The organism is Saccharopolyspora terrae, assembly GCF_004348435.1.
Taxonomy (GTDB): Bacteria; Actinomycetota; Actinomycetes; order Mycobacteriales; family Pseudonocardiaceae; genus Saccharopolyspora; species Saccharopolyspora endophytica.
Genome location: NZ_SMKS01000082.1, coordinates 1 through 23,176, shown reverse-complemented (window position 1 = coordinate 23,176; position 23,176 = coordinate 1). Strand labels below are relative to the sequence as shown.

Annotated in this window: 17 protein-coding genes and 1 tRNA gene; 7 read left to right on the top strand and 11 right to left on the bottom strand. The window is 70.9% G+C overall.

Translation table 11 applies throughout. The annotated features are described in order from the left end of the window. Positions 1-14: 14 nt before the first annotated feature. The 5 genes from E1181_RS28020 to mfd all read right to left on the bottom strand — a co-directional run bounded on the left by E1181_RS28020 (position 15) and on the right by mfd (position 7,511). On the bottom strand, positions 15-827 hold the full coding sequence (locus E1181_RS28020; protein ID WP_235877102.1) for a lytic transglycosylase domain-containing protein: 813 nt from the start codon (positions 825-827) through the stop codon (positions 15-17). Positions 828-892: 65 nt separating this feature from the next. Further along, a complete protein-coding gene (locus E1181_RS28015) occupies positions 893-1,645 on the bottom strand; it encodes a lytic transglycosylase domain-containing protein (RefSeq protein WP_132679384.1) in 753 nt (250 codons plus the stop codon). Then, the gene (locus E1181_RS28010; RefSeq protein ID WP_132679382.1) at positions 1,638-2,618 is read right to left on the bottom strand and encodes a MazG family protein; all 981 of its coding nucleotides are present in this window, start codon (positions 2,616-2,618) and stop codon (positions 1,638-1,640) included. The genes E1181_RS28015 and E1181_RS28010 overlap by 8 nt, the downstream gene beginning before the upstream one ends. A 78-nt stretch (positions 2,619-2,696) precedes the next feature. Further along, positions 2,697-3,626, bottom strand: coding sequence for a SurA N-terminal domain-containing protein (locus E1181_RS28005; RefSeq protein ID WP_235877101.1), 930 nt, complete (start codon positions 3,624-3,626; stop codon positions 2,697-2,699). A 300-nt stretch (positions 3,627-3,926) separates the two neighbouring features. Further along, positions 3,927-7,511 (bottom strand): transcription-repair coupling factor, encoded by a 3,585-nt coding sequence (gene mfd, locus E1181_RS28000; protein WP_132679380.1) that lies wholly within the window; start codon positions 7,509-7,511, stop codon positions 3,927-3,929. 168 nt (positions 7,512-7,679) lie between these two features. Here mfd and E1181_RS27995 point away from each other — a divergent pair, with 168 nt between their 5' ends. Then, a complete protein-coding gene (locus E1181_RS27995; RefSeq protein WP_132679378.1) occupies positions 7,680-8,828 on the top strand; it encodes a PQQ-dependent sugar dehydrogenase in 1,149 nt (382 codons plus the stop codon). A gap of 94 nt (positions 8,829-8,922) precedes the next feature. Here E1181_RS27995 and E1181_RS27990 read toward each other — a convergent pair whose 3' ends face one another. Beyond that, positions 8,923-9,516: a TetR/AcrR family transcriptional regulator gene (locus tag E1181_RS27990; protein WP_132679376.1), complete on the bottom strand. Its 594-nt coding sequence runs from the start codon at positions 9,514-9,516 to the stop codon at positions 8,923-8,925. A gap of 179 nt (positions 9,517-9,695) precedes the next feature. Beyond that, positions 9,696-10,664 carry an acyl-CoA desaturase gene (locus E1181_RS27985; RefSeq protein WP_132679374.1) on the bottom strand — a complete coding sequence of 323 codons (969 nt, stop codon included), beginning with the start codon at positions 10,662-10,664 and terminating at the stop codon, positions 9,696-9,698. Between the two features lie 516 nt (positions 10,665-11,180). Here E1181_RS27985 and E1181_RS27980 point away from each other — a divergent pair. The 4 genes from E1181_RS27980 to E1181_RS27965 all read left to right on the top strand — a co-directional run bounded on the left by E1181_RS27980 (position 11,181) and on the right by E1181_RS27965 (position 15,838). After that, positions 11,181-11,251, top strand: a tRNA-Gln gene (locus tag E1181_RS27980). A 110-nt stretch (positions 11,252-11,361) separates the two neighbouring features. After that, a complete protein-coding gene (locus tag E1181_RS27975) occupies positions 11,362-13,092 on the top strand; it encodes a GGDEF domain-containing protein (RefSeq protein ID WP_132679372.1) in 1,731 nt (576 codons plus the stop codon). 236 nt (positions 13,093-13,328) lie between these two features. Next, positions 13,329-14,855 (top strand): bifunctional UDP-N-acetylglucosamine diphosphorylase/glucosamine-1-phosphate N-acetyltransferase GlmU, encoded by a 1,527-nt coding sequence (gene glmU / locus E1181_RS27970; protein ID WP_132679370.1) that lies wholly within the window; start codon positions 13,329-13,331, stop codon positions 14,853-14,855. A gap of 11 nt (positions 14,856-14,866) precedes the next feature. Beyond that, positions 14,867-15,838, top strand: a complete 972-nt coding sequence (locus tag E1181_RS27965; RefSeq protein ID WP_235874753.1) for a ribose-phosphate diphosphokinase — start codon at positions 14,867-14,869, stop codon at positions 15,836-15,838. A gap of 292 nt (positions 15,839-16,130) precedes the next feature. Here the strand turns inward: E1181_RS27965 and E1181_RS27960 are convergent, their stop codons facing one another. Then, positions 16,131-16,736 carry a malonic semialdehyde reductase gene (locus tag E1181_RS27960; RefSeq protein ID WP_132679368.1) on the bottom strand — a complete coding sequence of 202 codons (606 nt, stop codon included), beginning with the start codon at positions 16,734-16,736 and terminating at the stop codon, positions 16,131-16,133. A gap of 404 nt (positions 16,737-17,140) precedes the next feature. On the opposite strand from E1181_RS27960, the gene E1181_RS27955 reads away from it, so the two are divergent. Then, positions 17,141-17,755 carry a 50S ribosomal protein L25/general stress protein Ctc gene (locus E1181_RS27955; RefSeq protein ID WP_132679366.1) on the top strand — a complete coding sequence of 205 codons (615 nt, stop codon included), beginning with the start codon at positions 17,141-17,143 and terminating at the stop codon, positions 17,753-17,755. A gap of 84 nt (positions 17,756-17,839) precedes the next feature. Then, the gene (gene pth, locus E1181_RS27950) at positions 17,840-18,415 is read left to right on the top strand and encodes an aminoacyl-tRNA hydrolase (RefSeq protein WP_132679364.1); all 576 of its coding nucleotides are present in this window, start codon (positions 17,840-17,842) and stop codon (positions 18,413-18,415) included. 90 nt (positions 18,416-18,505) lie between these two features. Here pth and E1181_RS27945 read toward each other — a convergent pair whose 3' ends face one another. From E1181_RS27945 to E1181_RS27935, 3 genes are all read right to left on the bottom strand, one after another. Then, positions 18,506-20,161: a fatty acyl-AMP ligase gene (locus E1181_RS27945; RefSeq protein WP_132679362.1), complete on the bottom strand. Its 1,656-nt coding sequence runs from the start codon at positions 20,159-20,161 to the stop codon at positions 18,506-18,508. A gap of 191 nt (positions 20,162-20,352) precedes the next feature. Next, complete coding sequence (locus E1181_RS27940; protein ID WP_132679360.1) at positions 20,353-22,131, bottom strand: ABC-F family ATP-binding cassette domain-containing protein; 1,779 nt, start codon at positions 22,129-22,131, stop codon at positions 20,353-20,355. 19 nt (positions 22,132-22,150) lie between these two features. Next, the gene (locus tag E1181_RS27935) at positions 22,151-23,107 is read right to left on the bottom strand and encodes a 4-(cytidine 5'-diphospho)-2-C-methyl-D-erythritol kinase (RefSeq protein WP_132679386.1); all 957 of its coding nucleotides are present in this window, start codon (positions 23,105-23,107) and stop codon (positions 22,151-22,153) included. Between the last annotated feature and the right edge of the window lie 69 nt (positions 23,108-23,176).

The following is a 23,176-nucleotide window of genomic DNA, read 5'->3' as shown; positions in this document are numbered from 1 at the left end:
GTCTGGGGGTGGGGTTAGCGGCGGGGGTTTCCTGCTGCTGCGTAGTTCTCGGCCAGGCCGAAGACCTTCTGGGCGTACTCGACGGAGTTGTTGTAGGACATGACGCCCTGCCACCAGCCGGAGCCGGTGGACATGTCGCGGCCGTTCGCGCAGAGGTAGCGAGCGGCGGAGACGGCCGCGTCGTCGAGGTTCTGCGGATCGCCGCGGCCGTCGCCGCTGCCGTCGGTGGCCCACTTGCGCCACGTCGTGGGGATGAACTGCATCGGGCCGACGGCCCGGTCGTGCTCGACGTCGCCGTCCAGCGCTCCCCCGTCGCTGTCCGGGATCAGCCGCACGTTGGGTCCGCCGTCGAGCTTGATGCCGATGATCGGCACCGACGGGCGGCCGTCCTCGCGCAGCTGCCGGTTGCCGAACCGGCCGTGGTTGGACTCGATGCGGCCGATGCCGGCGAGCGTGGTCCAGGAGATCCGGCAGCTCGGCTGGTGCTCGCGCATCGCCAGGTCCGCGTTGACGTAGGAGACGACCGCGCGAGCCGGGAGGTCGACGACCGCCGAGATCTGGTTCGCCCACTCCCGCACGGGATCGACGCCGGGCTGCGGCTGCGGCGGGGCCTCCACCTGCGGGGCCTGGACCGGGGGCGCGATCGATCCGGGCTCGACCGGCGCGGGCTTGGGGTCCTCAGGCCGCGGCGGCGCGGCCACCGGCGCCTTCGGCGGGGCGCCGAGGACGTTGACCAGGGCGACGCCGACGACCATCGCGGCCAGCAGCGATACGGCCAGCACGAGGCGTCCGAGGGCCGCGAGCACCGTTGGCGAGGTCCTGATCACCCGCACAGGCTACTTGCAGGTAGCCCCCGGCTCCAGCACTTCCGAACACCGACCACCCTCCGGGATCAACCCTGGGCCGGCAGTGACCGGCTGGTCTTCCCGTAGTGGTCGGCGTAGTCGATGACGTCCTGGCCGTAGCTGCGGGATTGGTTGTAGTCCAGCAGCGCCGCCCAGAACCGGTCGCCGTCGCGCAGGTCGTGCCCGACCGCGCACAGGTACCGCCCGGCGGTCAGCGCGGCGTCGTCGAGGTCCTGCGGGTCGGCGACGCCGTCACCGTCGGCGTCGACCTCGTACTTGCGCCAGGTCGACGGGATGAACTGCAGCGGCCCGACAGCCCTGTCCCACACCGGATCCCCGTCGAGGCTCCCGCCGTCGGTGTCCCGGATCTCCTTGACCCCGGCGCTGCCGTCCAGCGGTAAGCCGATGATGCGGGGGTCGGGCCTGCCGGTCCCGTCGAGCCGGGCACCGCCGTGCCTGCCGTGGCTGGACTCCACCGATCCGATGCCCGCCAGCACCGTCCAGCTCAACCCGCAGCCGGGGACGGAGGCGTTCATCGCCTGCTGCGCGTAGCCGTAGGCCTGCAGCGCCGCGCGGGGGATGTTGAGCTCGTCGGACATCCGCTCGGACCAGTCGATCAGCTGAGCCTGCGGCCGATCCGGCGACGACGCCCCCGGGGCGAGCAGCGCGACCACCGGCGGGGCGACGCCGGGATCCGGCGGGGCCGACGCCGACGGCGGCTCGGACGTGGGAGCGGGTGGCGGGGAGCAGGCGGCGAGGGCCAGCAGCAGCGGCAGCGCCAGCGCTCGGCGGTCAGGCATCGGAACCGCTGAGGAGCTCGTGCCAGTCGTCGGCGGTGGGCGCGGTGCCGCCCGCCTCGCGGGTGCGGCGTTCGGCCGCGCGGATGCGCTCCGCGAACTCCAGGGCGACCCCGCGCAGCGCGTCCTCCGGGTCGATCCCGTCGAGCTTGGCCTCGGCGGCCAGCGCGAACAGCGCCGAACCGGTGTCCTGGCCGGAAGGCATCGCGGCCAGCGGGATTCCGGCCCGCCCGGCCCGCTGGGTGAGCTTGGCGGCCAGCGCGACCGCGGGCTGGCCGAGCGCGACACCGTCCACGATGGACTCCCGCTGCTTCTCCTGCTGCTTGAGCTCCTCCCAGCGCGCGTGCTGGGACTCGGTGTCGAGCACGGTGTTGTCGTCGGCGAAGACGTGCGGGTGCCTGCTGACGAGCTTGCTGACCAAACCCGCCGCCACGGCGTCGACGTCGAACGGGTCCTCGGAGTCCTCGGCGGCGACCCTGGCGTGGAAGAGGACCTGCAGCAGCACGTCCCCGAGCTCCTCGCGCAGCGCCGAGCGGTCCTTCTCCGCGATCGCGTCGAGCAGCTCGTAGGTCTCCTCGACGAGGTACTGGCGCAACGAGTCGTGGTCCTGCTCGGCGTCCCACGGGCAGCCGCCCGGCGAGCGCAGCCGGTCCATCACGGTCACCGCGTCCAGCAGCTCCACACCGGCGGGCGCGGGCGAGGAGACGACGGAGGCTCCCGCGGCGCGCAGCGATTCGGCGACGGCGTCGATCTCACCGGTGATCAGCACGGTCGACGCGGTCGCGGCCCGCTCGACGAGGTCCTGCGGTGCTTCGGGAACGTCGAGCGCGGCCTTGGCCGCCACCGACAGACCGGCTCCCGCGAAGACCGCGGCGGCCTTGCGGACCAGCGGCAACGCGGCCGGGGGCAGCGCCTCGCCGAGCCTGTCGTCCACCAGGACGATCGCAGTACCTTCGGCCACCCGCAGCTCGCTCATACGACGATTGTCCCAACCGGGGACGACCGAGGTTCAGCGACGTGCGCCACACCCGGGAGGAGTCAGCCGAAAACCGGCTCAGGCGCCCTCGTGGTGGTGCGGCTCGATGCGGAAGCCCGTGGTCTCGCCCTCGTTCGGCACGGGCTGGAGGCCGATCGGGTCCCACACGCCGTAGCGGGGGCTGAGGGTGACGCCGACGCGGTCGGCGGTGGCGCCCAGCAGGAAGGTGCCGACGCCCTGCAACGTCTGGTCGTCCACGCCACCGGCCGGGTTGGCCGTCGGTGCGGCCTTGCGGTCGCGGATGAGCGCGACCAGCCACTGGCCCGAGTTGGGTTCCGGTTCGAAGGCCAGGACCGTGCCCGGCTCGGCGCTGAACAGCGGCGTGGAGGCCGCGAGCTTCGGGCTGTCGAGCGCGCGCAGCTGCTGACCCGCGGAGGCCGGGAGACCCGCCTTGGCGTCGGCGGCGATCAGGTCGCGCACGGCCGCGTCGCCCTGCGCCATCTGGTGCGCCTTGCGCTCGGCCTCGGCGCGAGTGGTGGCCTGGGTGAAGTCGAAGGTGACCGCCAGGCCGTCGAAGTAGCGGCGCCCCAGCTCGGTCACCAGCGCCTCGGTGCGGGCCATCTCGTGCAGGTTCTCGGGCGTGAAGATCTTGCCCTCGGTGGCCTGCGGACCACCCCACTGGTTGATCATGTCGGTGATCTGCTGCTCGGACGCGGTCAGCCCGTTCTCCCGAGCGGCCTGCGCGACGAGCTCCTGGCGCACCAGCTGACCGGCCAGCGTCCGCCCGAGCTCGTCGTACTGGCCCTGCTCCCGCAGCTGCGGTTTGAGCTCCGGCTCCTTCGCCAGCACCTCGGAGAACCAGGACTGCACCTCGGTGACCGGGATCCGCTGATCACCGACGATCGCGGCGGCACCGACCTGGCTCGGCCCGGAACCGCACCCCGACAACAGCACACCGGCAACGGCGAGAGAAGCGAACAAGCGGCCACGGCGCAGCGAGATCGTCACGCGGGCACCCTCTCACGAAGTAACCCTCAGATGAAGCCACAACACTGTCCGAAGTCGAACTCTCGCCAACAACGCCAGAACCCTGAGAAGAGCACCCAACCCACGTCAGACAAGCACCGAAGGTGCTTTCTCCTTGCCCCACCTGAGCAACCGGCACCGCCGCGGGTTCTGACACGTCTTCTGGTGAGGACAGCCGCAGCGCCGCGTATTCGACATACTCAAGTCGCGGATCCCGGAGCCAGAAGGCGTGTCAGGTTCCGCCACCCGCACCGCTGAGCAGAACAACCACTGGAAAAGCCATCAAGCCGGAACCGGGTTCGTGGTGAGGGTTTCGAGGAAGTCTGCGCACCATTCGAGCAGCGCCTCATCCCTCAGCTGCGGCGCTCCCATGCGCCCTCCTGCGGCGCCTTCGGTGGGGCGCGGCAGCGAGACGGTGCGCAGGGCCGGCTTGTAGACGGCCTTCGGGAACAGGCGCTTGAGCCGGACCTGCTTGGAGTCCGGCAGTTCCAGCGGCGCGAAGCGCAGCGACGTGCCCTGCAACGTCACCTCGCGGACGCCGTGCTCGCGGCACACCTGCCGGAAGCGGGCGACCTTGAGCAGCCGTTCCACCGGCTCCGGCAGCGGCCCGTAGCGGTCGGTGAGCTCGGCGCGCACCGCCTCCAGGTCGTCCGGGTTGGCCGCTGCGGCCAGCTTCCGGTACGCCTCCAGCCGGAGCCGCTCGCCGGGCACGTAGTCGTGCGGGATGTGCGCGTCGATCGGCAGGTCCACCCGCACGTCGGTGAGCTCCTCCTCGCCCTCGGCGGGCTCGGCTCCGGCGTGCCTGCGGAAGGCGTCGACGGCCTCCCCCACCAGCCGCACGTAGAGGTCGAAGCCGACACCGGCGATGTGCCCGGACTGCTCGGCGCCGAGGATGTTGCCCGCGCCGCGGATCTCCAGGTCCTTCATCGCCACGGCCATGCCGGCGCCCAGCTCGGAGTTCTGCGCGATCGTGGCGAGCCGGTCGTGCGCGGTGTCGGTAAGCGGCTTCTCCGGCGGGTACAGGAAGTACGCGTAGCCGCGTTCCCGCGCCCGGCCGACGCGTCCGCGCAGCTGGTGCAGCTGGGCGAGGCCGAGCATGTCGGAGCGGTCGACGATCAGCGTGTTGGAGTTGGAGATGTCCAGGCCGGTCTCGATGATCGTGGTGCACACCAGCACGTCGTGCTCGCGCTCCCAGAAGCCCTGGATGATCTTCTCCAGCCGCTCCTCGTTCATCTGCCCGTGCGCGGTGACGATCCGCGCCTCCGGGACGAGCTCGCGCAGCTGGCGGGCCGCCTTCTCGATGTCGCTGACCCGGTTGTGCACGAAGAACACCTGCCCGTCGCGCAGCAGCTCGCGGCGGATCGCCGCGCCCACCTGCTTCGGGTCGTAGGCGCCGACGTAGGTCAGCACCGGGTGCCGCTCCTCCGGCGGGGTCAGGATGGTCGACATCTCGCGGATGCCGGCCATGCTCATCTCCAGCGTTCGCGGGATCGGCGTGGCCGACATGGTCAGCACGTCGACGTGCGTGCGCAGCGCCTTGATGTGCTCCTTGTGCTCGACGCCGAAGCGCTGCTCCTCGTCGACGATCACCAGCCCCAGGTCCTTGTAGCGGACCCCGGTCTGCAGCAGGCGGTGCGTGCCGATGACGATGTCGACCTCGCCGTCGGCCAGGCCCTTGATCGTCTGCTCGGACTCCATCGGGTCGGTGAACCGCGACAGGCCCTTGATGGTCACCGGGAACGAGCGCATCCGGTCGGCGAAGGTGTTGAGGTGCTGCTGCGCGAGCAGCGTCGTGGGCACCAGCACGGCGACCTGCTTGCCGTCCTGCACCGCCTTGAACGCCGCGCGCACCGCGATCTCGGTCTTGCCGTAGCCGACGTCGCCGCAGATCACCCGGTCCATCGGCACCGAGCGCTGCATGTCGGCCTTGACCTCGTCGATCGCGGCGAGCTGGTCGCCGGTCTCGGTGTAGGGGAAGGCGTCCTCCAGCTCCCGCTGCCACGGGGTGTCGCCGCCGAAGGCGTGGCCGGGCGAGGACTGGCGGGCGGCGTAGAGCTGCACGAGCTCGGCGGCGATCTCCTTGACCGCCTTGCGCGCCTTGGCCTTGGTGTTCTTCCAGTCCGAGCCGCCGAGCTTGTTCAGCGTCGGCGTCTCGCCGCCGACGTAGCGGGTGATCTCGTCGAGCTGGTCGGTGGGCACGAAGAGCCGGTCGCCGGGCTGGCCGCGCTTGCTGGAGGAGTACTCCAGCACCAAGTACTCGCGGGTGGCGCCACCGACGGTGCGCTGCACCATCTCGACGTACTTGCCGATGCCGTGCTGGTCGTGCACCACGAAGTCACCGGTCTTGAGCGCCAGCGGGTCCACGGCGTTGCGGCGACGCGAGGGCATCCGGCGCATGTCCTTGGTGGACGTCCCGTGCCTGCCGCCGGTCAGGTCGGCTTCGGTGAGCACCACCAGCGCGATCTCCGGCGCGGCGAAGCCGTCTTCGAGCCCGCCGCGCACGACCGTGACCACGCCGGCCGCGGGTTCGTCGGCGAGCCCGTCCTCGGCCAGCGAGGCGGGGAGTTCGGCCTCGCGCAGCTGCTGCACGGCGCGCTGCGCGGTGCCCGCACCGGCCACGACCAGCACCGCCGCGCCGCCCGAGGTGACGTGGGCGCGCAGGTCGGCGTAGGCGCGCTCGATCTCGCCGCGGTAGGCGTCGGGCTGCTTGAGGGTCAGCCGGACGACCTCGTCGTCCTCGCCTTCCTCGCTGGTCAGCTGGGTCAGCGGCCACCAGGGCAGGCCGATGGCGCGGGTGTGCTCGGCGACCTCGGCGAGACCCCGGTAGGCCGAAGCGCCCAGGTCGATGGGGGCCTTGCCGCCGTCGGCGGCGACCATCCAGGACGCTTCGAGGAACTCCTGCCCGGTGCGCACCAGGTCGGCGGCGCGGGCGTGGATCTTCTCCGGATCGGCCGGGACGACGTGGGTGCCCGCCGGGACGAGGTCGCTGAGCAGCTGCATCTCGCCCTCGCACAGCGCCGGGATGAGGGCTTCCATGCCCTCGACCGGGGCGCCGCCGGCGATCTTGCCCAGCATCTCCGCGAGGTGCGAGTCGGCCTGGTGCTGCTCGGCGAGCTTGCCCGCGCGCTCGGCGACCTGCTCGGTGATCAGCAGCTCGCGGCAGGCGGGCGCGGTCAGGTCGGTGTCGGTGGCCTCGGGCAGGGAGCGCTGGTCGGCGACCGAGAACGGGCGGATCTCGGTGACCTCGTCGCCCCAGAACTCCACCCGCAGCGGGTGCTCCTCGGTGGGTGGGAAGACGTCGACGATGCCGCCGCGCACGGCGAACTCGCCGCGCTTCTCGACCATGTCGACGCGGTCGTAGGCCAGTCCCGCCAGGTGTTCGACGGTCTCCTGGAAGTCGACCTCGTCGCCGACCGACAACCGCACCGGGCGCAGTTCGCCGAGACCAGGTGCGATCGGCTGGATGAGGCTGCGGACCATGGTGACCAGCACCCGCACCTGCCCGCACGGGTGCTCCTCGGGGTGGGCCAGCCTGCGCAGCACCGAGAGCCTGCGGCCGACGGTGTCGGCGCGCGGCGAGAGGCGCTCGTGCGGCAGCGTCTCCCAGGACGGGAAGACCTCGACGCCCTCGGGACCGAGCAGGTCGGCGGTCGCGGCCGCGGCTTCCTCCGCCTCGCGGCCGGTGGCGGTGACCAGCAGGACCGGGCGGTCCGCTCCAGCGGCGAGCGCGGCTGCGGTCAGCGGGCGCGCTGCGGCCGGGCCCTCCACGACCAGGCGCGGGCTGTCCGCAGCGGCCACCAGGCGCCGCAGGGCGGGATCGCGCAGCACGTTGTCGAGCAGTCCGCGCAGGGGACCGGCCTGGCTCATGGAGCAACCTCGCAGCGGAGAAAAGCGAATGCGGACACACCTCTGCCCGGGAAGGATGGGCCAGAGGCGGCGGCCACTCTGGGAGTGGGTACCCCAGACTACGACGCTGGTATGACGGAAACACGACGACCCGTTGGCGGAGACGTGATCGGTGACACACTGATCTTCATGTCAGGCATCAGAACCGCAGCACTGGTCCTGTCCCTGGTCGCCGCCGGTTGCGCGACGGCTCCCCCGAACCCCGCCGGCGCCTCGGCACCGCAGCTGAAGGTCGAGACGGTCGCCTCCGGGCTCGAGCACGCGTGGGACGTCGGTTTCCTGCCCGACGGCAGCTCCCTGATCAGCCAGCGCCCCGGGAAGTTCGCACTGGTCAGCGGTGGCCAGACCCGCGACGTGCAGGCCGATCTGGCCTCGGTCCGCGCCCAGGGCGAGGGCGGGCTGATGGGCCTGCTCGTACACCCCGACTTCGCCCACAACCGCACCTTCATCACCTGCCAGACGCACCAGGAGGGCGGGAACCCGGTCGACATCCGGCTGGTCAACTGGCGGCTGGCCGAGGACGGCTCGCGCGCGGACCGCGTCGGCGACCTGCTCACCGGCCTGCCGATCAACTCCTCCGGCAGGCACTCGGGTTGCCGACCGGAGCTCGGCGCGGACGGGTCGCTGCTGGTCAGCACGGGCGACACGGCTCAGCCGCCGATCGCGCAGGACCGCACCTCGCTCGGCGGGAAGGTCCTGCGGATGAACCTCGACACGGGTGCGGCGATGCCGGACAACCCCTTCGCCGGCTCCCCCGATCCGAACGAGCGGCTGGTACACACCTACGGCCACCGCAACCCGCAGGGCGTCGCGCTGCACCCCGACGGCCGGGTGTTCATCGCCGAGCACGGCCCGGACGTCGACGACGAGGTCAACGTCCTGCGGCCCGGCGGCAACTACGGCTGGGACCCGTCGCGGGGCGGCACCACCGACGAGTACGACGAGTCGGTGCCGATGACCGACCTGCAGCGCTTCCCCGACGCGGTGGGCGCGGCGTGGTCCTCCGGATCGTCGACCGAAGCGGTCTGCGCGGCGGAGTTCCTCACCGGTCCGCAGTGGGGCGAGCTGGACGGAGCCCTGGTGGTGCCCGCGCTGAAGGGGAGCAAGCTCCTGGTCTTCCGGCCCAACCCCGACGGCACCCTGTCCCCGCCGGAGATCCCGGCGGAGCTCGACGACACCCACGGCCGGCTGCGCGCCGCCCGCCAAGCACCGGACGGCAGCCTCTACGTCACCACCTCGAACGGCACCAACGACGAACTGCTGCGCATCACGCTCTAAGAGGCTCCGAGGAGGCGACGAAGCCCTGTTCGAGGGTGTGGGACTCGGCGCCGCTCAGGTTCGCCAAGCGAGGCGACCAGCTCCTGGGCGCAGGTCACCTGATCGTCGGTTTTGGCTTGTGCTCCAGGTGGGAGAGCCCGTTCCAGGCGAGGTTGACCAGGTGCGCGGCGACCTCTTCCTTCTTCGGCTTGCGCGCCTCCAGCCACCACTGGCCGGTGAGCGCGACCATGCCGACCAGGGCCTGGCTGTAGAGGGGCGCGAGCTTGGCGTCGTAGCCGCGGGCGCTGAACTGCAGGCCGAGGATGTGCTCCACCTGGCTGGCTATGTCGTTGAGCAGGCTGGAGAACGTCCCGCTGCTGCTGGCCACCGGGGAGTCGCGGACCAGGACCCGGAAGCCGTCGGTGTTCTCGTCGATGTAGTCGACCAGCGCGTGCGCGGCCTGCTCCAGCAGGACCCTCGGGTGCCCGGCGTCGAGCGCGGAGACGATCAGGTCCAGCAGGTTGCGCATCTCGCGGTCGACGACGACCGCGTACACACCTTCCTTGCCGCCGAAGTGCTCGTAGACCACCGGCTTGGACACCCCGGCGCGGTGGGCGATCTCCTCGATGGAGGTGCCGTCGAAGCCCTTCTCCGCGAACAGCGCGCGTGCCACGTCCAGCAATTGTTGGCGTCGTTCCTTGCCCGTCATCCGGGCGCGCGTCCGGGCCGGAGCCCGCGTCGGCGCCGCCGGTTCGGACGCTGAGCGCCCGCGTCTCCGTCCTGCCACTCGACCCACCCTAGGTGAGGGACCCGCGTTCGAGGTGCAGGCCCGAGACAACGAGGTGCCCGCGCGGTTCTCACCGCACGGGCACCTCCGGTCGTGAGCGGTCAGCCCTTGTGGTCGGTGACCGCGATGCGCGCGAGGCGCTTCTCGTTGGGCCAGCGGACCTTCCAGGCCCAGCCCAGCTTCTCGAAGATCCAGATCGTGCGCGCCGAGATGTCCAGCTGACCGCGCAGCACGCCGTGCCGCGCGCAGGTCGGGTCGGCGTGGTGCGAGTTGTGCCAGGACTCGCCGAAGGACAGGATCGCCAGCGGCCAGAAGTTGGCGGCCTTGTCGCGGCTCTTGAACGGCCGCTCACCGATCATGTGGCAGATCGAGTTGACCGACCACGTGATGTGGTGCAGGAACGACACGCGCACGAGCCCGGCCCAGAAGAAACCGGTGAGCGCGCCCCACAGCGACCAGGTGAACAGCCCGCCGAGCAGCGCCGGCAGCACGAGGCTCAGCGCCGTCCACACCGGGAACAGCTTGTTGGCCCAGACGATGTCGCGGTCCTTGAGCAGGTCCGGGGCGAACCGGTCCTCGTTGGTCATCTCGCGGCTGAACATCCAGCCCATGTGGGAGTGCCAGAAACCCTTGGTCAACGCCACGGCGGAGGTGCCGTAGAGCCACGGCGAGTGCGGGTCGCCCTCGCGGTCGGAGTAGGCGTGGTGCCGCCGGTGGTCGGCGACCCAGGTGATCACCGGGCCCTGCACCGACATCATTCCCGCGATGGCCAGAGCGATCTTGACGCCGCGGTTGGCCTTGAAGGCGCCGTGGGTGAAGTACCGGTGGAAGCCGACGGTCACGCCCAGGCCGCTGATCAGCCAGAACGCCACCGCCAGGGCGATGTCGACCGGGCCGATTCCCCAGCCCCACAGGACCGGGACGGAAGCGACCAGCGCGGTCATCGGGATCAGGAGGAAGGCGTACACCAGGGACGACCGCCCGGGCGACTGCGGCCCGGTGGTCAGGGGCTTCGGCCCGGATTCAGCGCCGACGCCCGGAGCGGCGACGCGCTCGGTTGCTGCGGTCATGCTCAATACCTCGAATGGCGTTGGGGAGGTGGGTAAACGGTTGTCAGCACCGGGTGGTCGTGGTCCCGCAACACCTCCACCCTACGGGACCGTAACTTACGCTAGCGTAGGTTGTTTGATGCGAAATCGTCACCCCCAGGAGAGAAAAAGCGGCGTGTCGCTATTTTCCGGGCGTGTCTTCACTTATGTGTTCACCCGATCGTCCGCATCTCGCCGTGCAACCGGGGTCCGTCCCGTTCCGTCTCCCCGGTGTGCCTGCCCAGAACCAGCCGTGCGGGCTTCCGAGCCTCAGCCCCCGACTTCCCGCGACACCTCGACCCCAACGACGGCAGCCGCTCGCTCCGCCCTGCCGCCCGGCACCGCGTCCCCGACCCCCGCGCGACCCCGGCCGGCAGTCGGATTCGGCCGGCCACGTGACGATCTCGGCAGGGTGCCACCGGGCGTTGTCATCGACCGGTAAGCTCACGCTGCGGCGCCGGCGCGCAACGCCCGGTTCCGGGGGCCCGATGCGCCCAATCCGCCGTGGTGTAAAGGCAGCACCTCGGATTTTGGTTCCGATGGTCCAGGTTCGAATCCTGGCGGCGGAGCGAGCAGCCCTCCCGGGCCCGACGCGGTGCGCGGCGACGCGCACCGCCCGGGATCCCCGGGAGACAAGGTGAACAGGGGGTGTGCGCCGCTGCGCGACGACACTGCCGCCGTGCGCGAAGATCCGGTCACCACGCTGGGCGAGGTATCCGACGCGTGGTTGGTCGGTCGCGCCCGCGAACTCAACGCAGTCGGCCAGCACAGCGCCCCGGCCGGCCAGTCCAGCACGATCCGCGAAGCCGACAACCTCCTCGCCGAAGCCCAGCGCCGGGGCGAACCGCGCATCGTCGCCCAGCTCCTCCGGCACTGCGCCGCCCTGCGCCTGACCACCGCCGAACTGGTGGACAGCGCCGACGCGCTGCTGGACGAGCTGCTCAGCCACACCAAGCGCCACGGCCTCGAAGTGCTGCAGGCCGACGCGCACGCGCTGCGCGGCCGACGCGCGCTGCTCGTGGGCGCCGAGGACAACGCGCTGACCGAGGTCGCGCACGGCCTGGCGATGCTCGACGAGGAGCTGGCCCCCGACCGCACGCTCGGCCGCCGCTCCTGGGAGCGCCTGCTGGCCACCTCGCTGATCGACATCGGCCTGGTGCTGACCCAGCTGGGCGTCTACGAGATGGCCGACGAGGTGATGGCCCGCGCTCACCAGCGCATCCGCGAGAGCGGCGGGCCGCACGAGATCGCCGTGCACATGATCAACCGCTGCCGCATGCAGCTGGGCTGGGGCCTGCGGCTGGAACGCGTCGGCCTGCAGGACGAGGCGGCCAGCCAGTTCTCCACCGCCTCCGCGCTCGCCGTCGCCGTCGAGGGCCCGTGGCGGGAATCGCTGTTCCCGCGCGTGTCCAACCGCACCGCCGCCGAGCAGATGCCGGTGCTGGGCGCCGCGCACGCCCTGGCCTCCCCGTCGGCCGACCACATCACGCGGCTGGAGGAGATGCGCCACCTCGACCGCTCGATGCACCCGCGGGAGCAGATCATCATGGCGATCGCGCTCTCCCGCTGCCTGGTCCGCGGCGACCACCGCGACGACGCGGTGCGGGTGTTGTCGGAGACGCTGACCACGCTCAGCCACGACTCCTCCGAACCGACCCTGCGGATCTCCCTGGCCAGGGAGTTCGCGCTGCTCACCGAGCTGGCCCCGGACCGCCCCCGGGACGCCCTGCGCGACTACGCGCTGGAGCTGGAGACCGAGCTGTGGGCGATGCGCGAGGCCCGGGTGTCCACATTGGCCACTCGCCTGGAGAACTCGCGGCTGAGCCACAAGCACGACGCGATCACCCGGCAGGCCCGCGAGGACCCGCTGACCGGGCTGTCGAACCGGCGCGCGCTCGACGACCGGCTGGAGACCCTGCTCGGCGCCCCGGAGGTGCAGCCGCTGGCGGTCGCGCTGGTCGACCTGGACGGCTTCAAGGGCGTCAACGACCGCTGCTCGCACGCCGAAGGCGACGACGTGCTGCGCACCGTCGCCCGCAACCTGCGCGACTCGCTGCGCACCGACGACTTCGTGGCCCGCTACGGCGGTGACGAGTTCGTGGTCCTGCTGCCCGGCGCGACGCTCAGCGCCGCCGAGGCGGCGCTGCACCGCACCGTGGAGGCGGTCGACTGCCTGGCGCCGGAGCTGTCCCGAGGTGTGACGCTGTCGATCGGCGTCGTCGCGATGCGCCCGCAGGAGTCCGCCGCGCAGGTCCTCGCCCGCGCCGACGCCGCGATGTACCAGGCGAAGCGCAACGGCGGGAACCGCGTCACAGCACTCTCCGGAGTCAACGACCGCACCGAGCCTCACCCGGTCGAGCCGCCGTCCGAAATCGATCAAGCTGTCTGGATTCCGCCGGACGCGCGCTGAAGCGACGTGTCAACTGGTCGGGGAAAGATCACATTGGCCCAGCTAGGGGGCCCTTTCGTCCGCCACCGTCCAGCCGAACGGCGGTACCATCGCAGCTGCTGCCGGAAGGGCAGGGGCGCCGAAGGTGAAGGACGACCCGTGCGGTTACCCTTCACCCGCTTGGACGCAACAGGCACGTCGGCCGGCGCCGGATCCAGACTCGGCAGGCCGCTTCTAGAGATCAAGGGAGAGCGCTGATGCTCCAGGGCGACAACGCCCAGCCCTCCTCTCAACGCGCTGCTGCGCACCCGGAACCGGTCAGCACCGTCGTGCTGGCGGCCGGGGAGGGCACCAGGATGCGATCGGCGACACCGAAGGTGCTGCACCGGATCGCCGGCAGGCCCCTCGTCGAACACGCCGTCCGCGCCGCCGCCGGGATCGATCCCGATCAACTGGTCGTCGTGCTCGGGCACGGCCGCGACGCCGTCGCCGAGCACCTGAGCTCGGTGTCGGACTCGCTCGGCCGCCCGATCACCACCGCCGTCCAAGAAGAGCAGCTGGGCACCGGCCACGCCGTGTCCTGCGGCCTGTCCGAGCTCCCCGACGGTCTAGCCGGAACGGTGCTCGTCAGCTACGGCGACGTGCCGCTGCTCGACGCCGGCACGCTGCGCGCGATGCTCGACGAGCACGCCGCCTCCGGCAACGCCGTCACCGTGCTGACCTCGGTCGTCGCCGACCCGACCGGCTACGGCCGGATCACCCGCGACACCTCCGGTGAGGTCACCGGCATCGTCGAGCAGAAGGACGCCACCGCCGAGCAGGCCGCGATCACCGAGATCAACTCCGGGGTCTACGCCTTCGACGCCGAGGTCCTCACCGGCGCGCTCAAGCGGCTGTCCACCGACAACGCCCAGGGCGAGCTCTACCTGACCGACGTGCTGTCCATCGCGCGCGGCGACGGGCGCAGCGTCGGCACCATGATCTGCTCGGACACGTGGCTGGTCGAAGGCGTCAACGACCGGGTGCAGCTGTCCCGGCTCGGGGCCGAGCTCAACCGCCGGCTGGTGACGCGCTGGATGCGCGAGGGCGTCACCGTCATCGACCCGGCCACGGTGTGGCTGGACTGCGACGTGACCCTGGCCCGCGACGTGACGCTGGAGCCGGGCGTGCAGCTGCGCGCGGGCACCACCGTCGGCGAGGGCGCCACCGTCGGCCCGGACACCACGCTGACGAACTGCACGATCCACCCCGGCGCGTCGGTGGTGCGCACCCACGGCGAGGGCGCGGAGATCGGCCCGAACGCCAACGTCGGCCCCTTCGCCTTCCTGCGGCCCGGCACCTCGCTGGGCGCGAAGGGCAAGATCGGCACCTTCGTCGAGACCAAGAACGCCGAGATCGGCGAGGGCACCAAGGTGCCGCACCTGAGCTACGTCGGCGACGCGACGATCGGCGAGAAGTCCAACATCGGCGCCGCCACCGTCTTCGTCAACTACGACGGTGTGAACAAGCATCACACGAAAATCGGATCACACTCCCGGACCGGCGCGGACAACATGTTCGTCGCACCGGTGGAGATCGGCGACGGCGCTTACACCGCCGCCGGCTCGGTGATCACCCAGGATGTCCCCCCGGGCGCGATGGCGGTCGCCCGCGGGAGGCAACGAAACATCGATGGCTGGGTGGCCAAGCGCCGCCCGGGCACCGCCGCCGACCAGGCCGCACAGCGGGCTTTGGGCAATGAACCGACCGATGACGCAGAGACGTCGAACGGGGAGGGACGATGACCGTGAGTGCCATGTCTGCGACCCCGAAGAAGAGCCTCAAGCTCTTCTCCGGCCGCAGCCACCCGGAACTTGCCGAGGAGGTGGCCAAGCAGCTCGACGTGACGGTCACGCCCCAGGCCGCGTACCAGTTCGCCAACGGCGAGATCTTCGTGCGCTACGACGAGTCCGTTCGTGGCTGCGACGCCTTTGTGATCCAGTCGCACTGCACGCCGCTCAATGACGCGATCATGGAGCAGCTGATCATGGTGGACGCGCTCAAGCGCGCCAGCGCCAAGCGCATCACCGTGGTCATCCCGTTCTACGGCTACGCCCGTCAGGACAAGAAGCACAAGGGCCGCGAGCCGATCTCGGCGCGGCTGATGGCGGACCTGTTCAAGACCGCCGGTGCTGACCGGATCATGGTCGTGGACCTGCACACCGACCAGATCCAGGGCTTCTTCGACGGTCCGGTGGACCACCTGATGGCGCAGAAGCTGCTCGCGAACTACATCAGCGAGACCTACACCGACCAGAACATCACCGTGGTCTCCCCGGACTCCGGTCGTGTTCGCGTCGCCGAGAAGTGGGCCGACGACCTGGGTGGCACGCCGCTGGCGTTCATCCACAAGACGCGCGACCCCAGCAAGCCCAACCAGGTGGTCGCCAACCGCGTCGTCGGTGACGTCGAGGGCCGGCTGTGCGTGCTGGTCGACGACATGATCGACACCGGCGGCACGATCACCAAGGCCACCGAGCAGCTGCTCGCGGCCGGTGCCAGCGACGTCATCATCGCCTCCACCCACGCCGTGCTGTCCGGCCCCGCCGTGGAGCGGCTGTCGAACTGCGGCGCCAAGGAGGTCGTGCTGACCAACACGCTGCCGATCCCGGACGAGCGCCGGTTCCCGAACCTGACGGTCCTGTCGATCGCCCCGCTCGTCGCGGAAGCGATCCACCAGGTCTTCGAGGACGGCTCGGTCACCAGCCTCTTCGACGGTCGCGCCTGACGCGCACCCAGGCACGAAGCGGGCCCCGGTTCAGCTGAACCGGGGCCCGTTCTCGTCCTCCCGAACCTGGACTCCCCCGCGCACCCGCTCGCTCCCGCACCCGCAGTCGGCTGCGGCACACCCGCGGCTCAGAGCCTCGAGGTCAGTTACCCGCTGCAGCTGTTCACCCGATTTCAGTGGAACTCAGGAACCGGGCTTCAGTGGAACTCGGGAACCCGGCTTCAGTGGAAATCAGGGGACGGATTTCCACTGAAATCGGGTCACCGCCGGGCGGAACGACCGAGGACAGTCCTCAGAGGGTGGTGACGACCTCGTCGTAGTCGAGGCGGGGCAGGCGCTCCATCCAGGGGTTCTCGCCGGGCTTGCCGATGTTGGCGACGACCAGGGTCTGCTGGTCGCCCTCCGGGAAGAACTCGGCGTTGATGCCCGCGGCGTCCAGCCCGGTCATCGGGCCGACTGCGAGCCCGGCGGCCCGGACGCCGAGGAAGAAGTAGCCGGCCTGCAGCGTGGCGTTCAGCTTCGCGTTCTGCTCCCGGAAACCCGGGTCGGCGAAGATGTCCTTGGCCTCGGGCTTGTGCGGGAAGACCTTCGGCAGGTTCTCGTGGAACTCGGTGTCCGCTGCCAGGATCGCGACCAGCGGAGCCTGCTCGGTCTTGGCCCGGTTGCCCTCCATCAGGTGCGGCAGCAGGCGCTGCTTGGCCTCGGCCGAGCGCAGCAGCACGATCCGCAGCGGCTGCTGGTTCATCGAGGTCGGGGCCCACTTGACGAGGTCGTAGATCGCCTGGACCTGCTCGTCGGTGACGGGCTCGTCGCTGAAGGAGTTGGCGGTGCGGGCCTCGCGGAACAACAGGTTCTGGGCCTCGGCGTCGAGGGCGAGCTCGGACTGGGACACGGTCATGGGGTCACTCCTGGGCGATCGGGCGGTCTCACCGGCCGGTAGGCGGACTTCCCGGCCACACGTCACCAACATTCTTGAACCGTCAACGATTCCCGGTGAAGGGGCCTGTAAGCGGAGTCACCGCGGCGACCCGTTCGGGCGTCGTGTCCACCCGTGCGAAAACGGCTATGCAAGCACCGTTTAGACTATTCGGGTTGCCTCGGCGAGGTCGGGACGTACGCCCGGCGTGATCGGCGCGGTGGCACGGTGACGGTCGGTCGAATTCTCCTCCGGCGCACTGATGTCGCGCACTCTCCTGGTGCCGTTTCCACCGGCACCGGTCGATCACCCCAGTAGCGCGCCCCACCGCCGCAGGCCAGCGAACAACTCACGTTCCGCCCGACGTCTTCAAGGAGTGCACCACCGTGTCCGAGGTAACCATCGCAGTCGAGCAGCGCAACGAGTTCGGCAAGGGAGCGGCTCGCCGCACCCGTCGTGCCGGCCAGATCCCCGCGGTCCTCTACGGCCACGGCTCCGACCCGAAGCACCTGTCGCTGCCCAGCGTCGAGTTCGCCCGCGCCATCCGTGAGAACGGCCACAACGCGGTGCTGACGCTCGAGGTCGCGGGTTCCGGCAAGGAGCTCGCGCTGACCAAGACCATCACCGCCCACCCGATCAAGGGCTACATCGAGCACGTCGACCTGCTGCTGGTCAAGCGCGGCGAGAAGGTCACCGTCAACGTCCCGATCGTGGTCTCCGGTGACGCCGCCTCCGGTGCCCTGGTCAGCCAGGAGCTCACCGAGGTCGAGGTCGAGGCCGAGGCCCTGCACATCCCGGAGCAGATCGAGCTGTCGATCGAGGGCGCCGAGATCGGCACCCAGCTGCACGCCTCCGACCTGAAGCTGCCCAAGGGCACGACCCTGGTGTCCGACCCGGAGACCATGGTCGTCAACGTCTCCGAGGCCTCGGCCTCCATGGAGGAGGAGTCCGCTTCCGAGGGCGAAGAGGTCGCCGAGGAAGCGGCTTCCGAAGAAGCCTGAGCCTGACGACGTCGGGCGCTCCCGCGCCGTCCCCCAGCCGGGGGCGGCGCGGGTTCTGCCTCGACAAGAGGGAGACTTACTTCCGTGACCACTGCGGACGCGGTTTCTGTGATCGTCGGGCTGGGCAATCCCGGTCCGCGCTACGAGGGCAACCGGCACAACATCGGCTTCCTCGTCGCGGACGAGCTGGCCGCTCGCGTCGGCGGCAAGTTCAAGTCCCACAAGTCCGGCGCCGACGCCGTCGAAGGGCGGCTGGGCGGCGCCCGGTCCGTGCTGGTCAAGCCGCGTTCGTTCATGAACCTCTCCGGCGGCCCGGTCGCCGGCGCGGTGAAGTTCTTCAAGACAGCGCCCGAGTCGCTGATCGTCATCCACGACGAGCTGGACCTGCCCTACGGCACGATCCGGATCAAGCAGGGCGGCGGCGAGAACGGCCACAACGGGCTGCGCTCCATCTCCAAGTCCCTGGGCACCCGCGACTACCTCCGAGTCCGCTTCGGCGTCGGGCGCCCGCCCGGCCGGATGGACCCCGCCGACTACGTGCTCAAGGACTTCTCCGGCACCGAGCGCAAAGAGCTCGCCTACTTCATCGACCTCTGCGCCGACGCGGTGGAAGCGCTGGTCACCAAGGGCCTGGAAGCAGCCCAGAACGAGTTCCACTGACGCGACGGCGCCGGGTCACCGCGCCAGCGGGCCGTTCTGGTCCGAACAACTCGTGATCAGGACCCGTTCTGCCCGGACAGTTCGGACCGCTCACCGATGCGGCACCAGGTCCGCCGTGGCCGCCCGGCGGAGCTTCCCCGACGGCGTCTTCGGGAGCGTCCCCGGCGGGAGCACGACGACCTCCGCGGGGCGGACGCCGACGGCGTCGACGATGCGGGACACGACCTCCTTGCGCAGCGCCTTCTCCGCGTCCTCCGACCCCGCCTGCTTGGACTCCAGCACCACCGCGAAGCGCTCGCGCCTGCTGCCCGCCTCCAACCGGACCGCCGCCGCGTTGCCGGCGCGGACCCCCGGGACCTCGCAGGCGGCCCGCTCGATGTCGACCGGGTAGATGTTGCGGCCGCCCATGATGATCACGTCCTTGCGACGCCCGCAGATCACCACCTGACCGTCGGCCAGGTACCCCTCGTCACCGGTGTCCAGCCAGCCGGCGGCGTCCTGCACCTCCTGCGGACCGTCCACCGTGAGGTAGCCCGGGGTGACGGCCTCGCCGCGGATGCGCAGCCGCCCGACCTGCCGGTCGGCGAGCTCCTCCCCCTCGTCGTCGACGACGTCGACCTCCAGGCCCGGCAGCGGGTGTCCCAGCAGCGCGAACCGGCGCGCGTGCGGCTCCTCGGAATCGACCGGCTCGGCGACGTGCCGCTTCTCCAAGCCCTCGGCGTCGACCACGTCGGTCTCCAAGCCGCGACGCAGCGGGGCGAACGAGACCGCGAGGGTCGCCTCGGCCATGCCGAAGGCGCACACCATGCAGTCCGGGGTGAGGCCGAAGCGCGCCCCGGCGTCGGTGAACGCCTGCGTCGCCGCGGGATCGATGGGCTCGGCCCCGTTGAGCGTGAAGCGCAGGCTCGACAGGTCGAAGTCCTCGTCGGCGCGCGCCATCCGGCGGCCGACGACGGCGTAGGCGAAGTTCGGCGCGGCGGTGACCGTGGCGCGGTACTTGCTGATCAGCTGCGGCCACACCAGCGGCCCTGCCAGGAAGTCCGACGGGGTGATCTTGACCGTCGTCATGCCGATCGCCATCGGCACGGTCAGGCAACCGACCATCCCCATGTCGTGGAACAGCGGCAACCAGGACACCGCGACGTCGTGCTCGGGGTCGAGCTCGGCGGCGGTGACCATCGCGTGCAGGTTGGCGTTGAGGTTGCGGTGGGTGATCCGGACGGCCTTCGGATCGGCGGTGGAACCGCTGGTCAGCTGCAGCAGCGCCGTCTCGTCCTCGCCGACCTCGACCGGTCCGGGCAGCGGCTCCGCGTCGGTGGCGGCGAGACCGGCGAGGTCGCGGTAGGCGATGCCGTTGTCCTCCAGCACCCCCGCCAGCTGCTCGAACGGTGGGCCGAGCAGCACCAGCCGCGCGCCGATCATCTTCAGCACCTTGAGGGTGTCCTCGGCCCAGTGCCCGAGGTCGGTGCGCGGCGTCGGCTGGTGCAGCATCGTCACGCTGCCACCGCCGAGCCACACCGCCTGCGCGGCGGGACCGATCAGACCGGGATCGGCGGCCAGGATCGCGACGGCCGTGCCGGGCCGGAGCTGCTCGCCCAGCCCGCCGGCCATCCGCAGCGCCGCGTCGTGCACCTGCGCCCAGCTCCTGAACAGGGGCTCCGCGGGTTCTCCGGTGATGAGCCCGCGAGCCCCTTCACCGGAGTTCTGCCGAGCCGACGCCACCAAGGTCTCCACGAACCGACTCATGTGACGCAGCTTACGATCCGGAAAACCCGGAGGCACGCCTCAACGCCCGACCGTGCACGCGGAAAGCTCCCGCAATCGGGGAACGGATCACCGGAGCAGTCCGTCACCTCCGTCGAAAGCGGAGCGTTCCGATCGCACCACCAGGGAGCTCCGGGCTGCGAAGAGCCGCCAGGTGCCGCTGAGAGGCCGCGCTACCCGAGTTGGTCGGCCAGCTCCATCCAGCGGGTTTCGAGGTCGTCCTTCTCCTGCTGCAAGGACTGGAGCTCAGCGTTGAGCTTGGCCAGGCGGTCGGGCTCGGTGGCCGCCTCGGCGAGCTTCTCGTGCAGGTCGGACTCGCGCTTGGCGAGCTTGTCGAGCTGCCGCTCGAATCGGGAGAGCTCCTTGCGGGCCGCGTGCTCCTCGGCGCCCGACAGCCCCCGCGACTCCGGCGCGTCGGTGGCCTGCTTGCCGACGCTGCTCTCCGCCGCCAGCAGCGAATGACGCCGCTGCAGGTACTCGTCGATCCCGCCGGGCAGGTGGGTGAGCTTCCCGTCGCCGAACAGCGCGTGGACGCTGTCGCAGACCCGCTCGACCAGGTACCGGTCGTGCGAGACCACGATCATCGTGCCCGGCCAGGTGTCGAGGAGATCCTCCAGCTGCTGGAGGGTGTCGATGTCCAGGTCGTTCGTCGGCTCGTCGAGGATCAGCACGTTCGGCTCGGCCATCAGCAACCGCGCCAGCTGCAACCGGCGGCGCTCGCCACCGGAGAGATCGCCGACCGGCGTCCACTGCCTGCCCTTGCCGAACCCGAACCGCTCCCCCAGCTGCGAGGCCGACAGCTCGTACTTGCCGAGGGTGACGGTCTTGGCGACGTTCTCGATCGCCTCCAGCACCCGCCAGTTGCCCGGCAGGTCGTGCAGCTCCTGCGTCAGGTGCGCCATGCGCACCGTCTTGCCCTCGACGCGCTTGCCCGCGTCCGGTTCGCGCTCCCCCGCCAGCAGCTTGAGCAGCGTCGTCTTGCCGGACCCGTTGACGCCCACCAGACCGATCCGGTCGCCCGGCCCGATCCGCCACGTCACGTTCTCCAGCAGCGCCCGGTCGGCGATCCGCAGGTCGACGTCCTCCAGCTCCAGCACGGTGCGCCCCAGCCGGCGCTTGGCGAAGGCCAGCAGCTCGACGGAGTCGCGCGGCTCCGGGACATCGGAGATCAGCGCTTCGGCCGCCTCAACCCGGTAGCGGGGCTTGGAGGTGCGGGCCTTCGCTCCGCGCTGCAACCAGGCGAGTTCCTTGCGCGCCAGGTTCTGCCGCCGCTCCTCGGTGGCCTGCGCGATGCGGGCGCGTTCGGCGCGGGCGAAGATCCAGTCCGCGTAGCCGCCCTCGTACTGCTCGACCTTGCCGTCCACGACCTCCCAGGTCCGGTTGCAGACGGTGTCGAGGAACCAGCGGTCGTGCGTGACGATCACCAGCGCGCACTTGCGTTCCAGCAGGTGATCGGCCAGCCAGCGCACACCTTCGATGTCGAGGTGGTTGGTGGGCTCGTCGAGCACCAGCAGGTCGAGGTCGCGCACCAGCGCGGCGGCCAGCGCCACGCGGCGGCGTTCGCCGCCCGAGAAGTTCTTGACCGGGGTGTCCAGGCCGAGCCGCGTCATGCCCAGACCGCCCAGCACCGATCGCACCCGCGGGTCGGCGGCCCACTCGTGCTCGGCGGTGAAGCCGTGCGGATCGAGGACCGCGTTGCGCACGGTGGCGTCCGCGTCCAGCTCGGTGCGCTGGGTGACCACGGCCATCCGCAGGTCGCGGGACTGCGAGACCCGGCCGTCGTCGGGTTCTGCGAAACCGGCGAGGACTTCCAGCAGCGTCGTCTTGCCGCCGCCGTTGAGACCGACGACGCCGATCCGCTCGCCTTCGGACACGCCCAGCGACACGCCGTCCAGCAGCGGGCGCACGCCGTAGGACTTGCTGACCGTTTCCAGGTTGACCAGGTTCACCATCGAGGTTTCGACTACTCCATCACGCGTGGACTTGGGGCGGGGTGGGGCGGTGGGCCGGCTCCTCGGAGACGACCTTGGCCCCCGGCACCGGGCCGTGCGCGACGCGGACGGTCCGGCAGACGCCCGCGCCCGAGAGCTCCGCGGCGACCCGGACCGCCTCGTCGGAGTCGGTGCACAGGAAGGCGCAGGTCGGGCCGGAGCCCGAGACGATGCCGGCCAGCGCGCCCGCCTGCACGCCCGCGCGCAGCGTGCGGCGCAGGCCCGGGCGCAGCGAGACCGCCGCGGACTGCAGGTCGTTGCCCAGCAGCAGCGCGAGCTGCCGGGGGTCGCCGGAGGCCAGCGCCTCCAGCAGGGGTTCCACCTCACCGATGCGGCCGTTGCCGTTGTCCGCGCGGAGCCGGTCCAGCTCGCCGTAGACGCCGGGGGTGCTCAGGCCTTCGCGGTCGAGCGCGATGACCCAGTGGTAGGTGTGCCGGGCCAGGACCGGGACCAGCCGCTCGCCGCGTCCGGTGCCCAGGGCGGTGCCGCCCTGCAGCGAGAACGGCACGTCGCTGCCGATCTTGCCGGCGAGCTCGCTGAGCTCGTCGCGGCCCAGTTCCAGCCGCCAGAGCTGGTTGACCGCCTGCAACGTGGCGGCGGCGTCGGCGCTGCCACCGGCCATGCCGCCGGCGACCGGGATTCCCTTGTTGATCGAGATCCGCACGCCGGGGTTCTCCGGATCGCGCCCGCAGTGCTCGGCCAGCAGCCGCACCGCTTTCCACGCGAGGTTCTCCGGTCCGGTGGGGACCTCGTCGGCTCCCTCGCCCTTGACCTCGATGGTCGGCTCGTCCGCCGCCACCACCGTGACGTCGTCGGTCAGCGACAGAGCCTGGAAGACGGTGACCAGCTCGTGGTAGCCGTCCGGACGCGCGTCACCCACCGAGAGGTGGAGGTTCACCTTCGCCGGGACGCGGACGGTGATCGGTGTAGGAACCACGGAGAGCACACCAAGAGCCTACGTGGCCGGAGAACCCCACCGCCCACTTCCCTGCGCACAGCCCCACCC

Bases quoted from the DNA above. Each gene is read 5' to 3' on its own strand.
- E1181_RS27990 (WP_132679376.1), bottom strand. From the start codon at position 9,516: ATGACGGGCAAGGAACGACGCCAACAATTGCTGGACGTGGCACGCGCG.
- E1181_RS27995 (WP_132679378.1), top strand. From the start codon at position 7,680: ATGTCAGGCATCAGAACCGCAGCACTGGTCCTGTCCCTGGTCGCCGCC.
- E1181_RS28010 (WP_132679382.1), bottom strand. From the start codon at position 2,618: ATGAGCGAGCTGCGGGTGGCCGAAGGTACTGCGATCGTCCTGGTGGAC.
- E1181_RS27940 (WP_132679360.1), bottom strand. From the start codon at position 22,131: ATGGTGAACCTGGTCAACCTGGAAACGGTCAGCAAGTCCTACGGCGTG.
- E1181_RS27960 (WP_132679368.1), bottom strand. From the start codon at position 16,736: ATGACCGTGTCCCAGTCCGAGCTCGCCCTCGACGCCGAGGCCCAGAAC.
- mfd (WP_132679380.1), bottom strand. From the start codon at position 7,511: ATGAGCCAGGCCGGTCCCCTGCGCGGACTGCTCGACAACGTGCTGCGC.
- E1181_RS27945 (WP_132679362.1), bottom strand. From the start codon at position 20,161: ATGAGTCGGTTCGTGGAGACCTTGGTGGCGTCGGCTCGGCAGAACTCC.
- E1181_RS27985 (WP_132679374.1), bottom strand. From the start codon at position 10,664: ATGACCGCAGCAACCGAGCGCGTCGCCGCTCCGGGCGTCGGCGCTGAA.
- glmU (WP_132679370.1), top strand. From the start codon at position 13,329: ATGCTCCAGGGCGACAACGCCCAGCCCTCCTCTCAACGCGCTGCTGCG.
- E1181_RS28015 (WP_132679384.1), bottom strand. From the start codon at position 1,645: ATGCCTGACCGCCGAGCGCTGGCGCTGCCGCTGCTGCTGGCCCTCGCC.
- E1181_RS27965 (WP_235874753.1), top strand. From the start codon at position 14,867: ATGTCTGCGACCCCGAAGAAGAGCCTCAAGCTCTTCTCCGGCCGCAGC.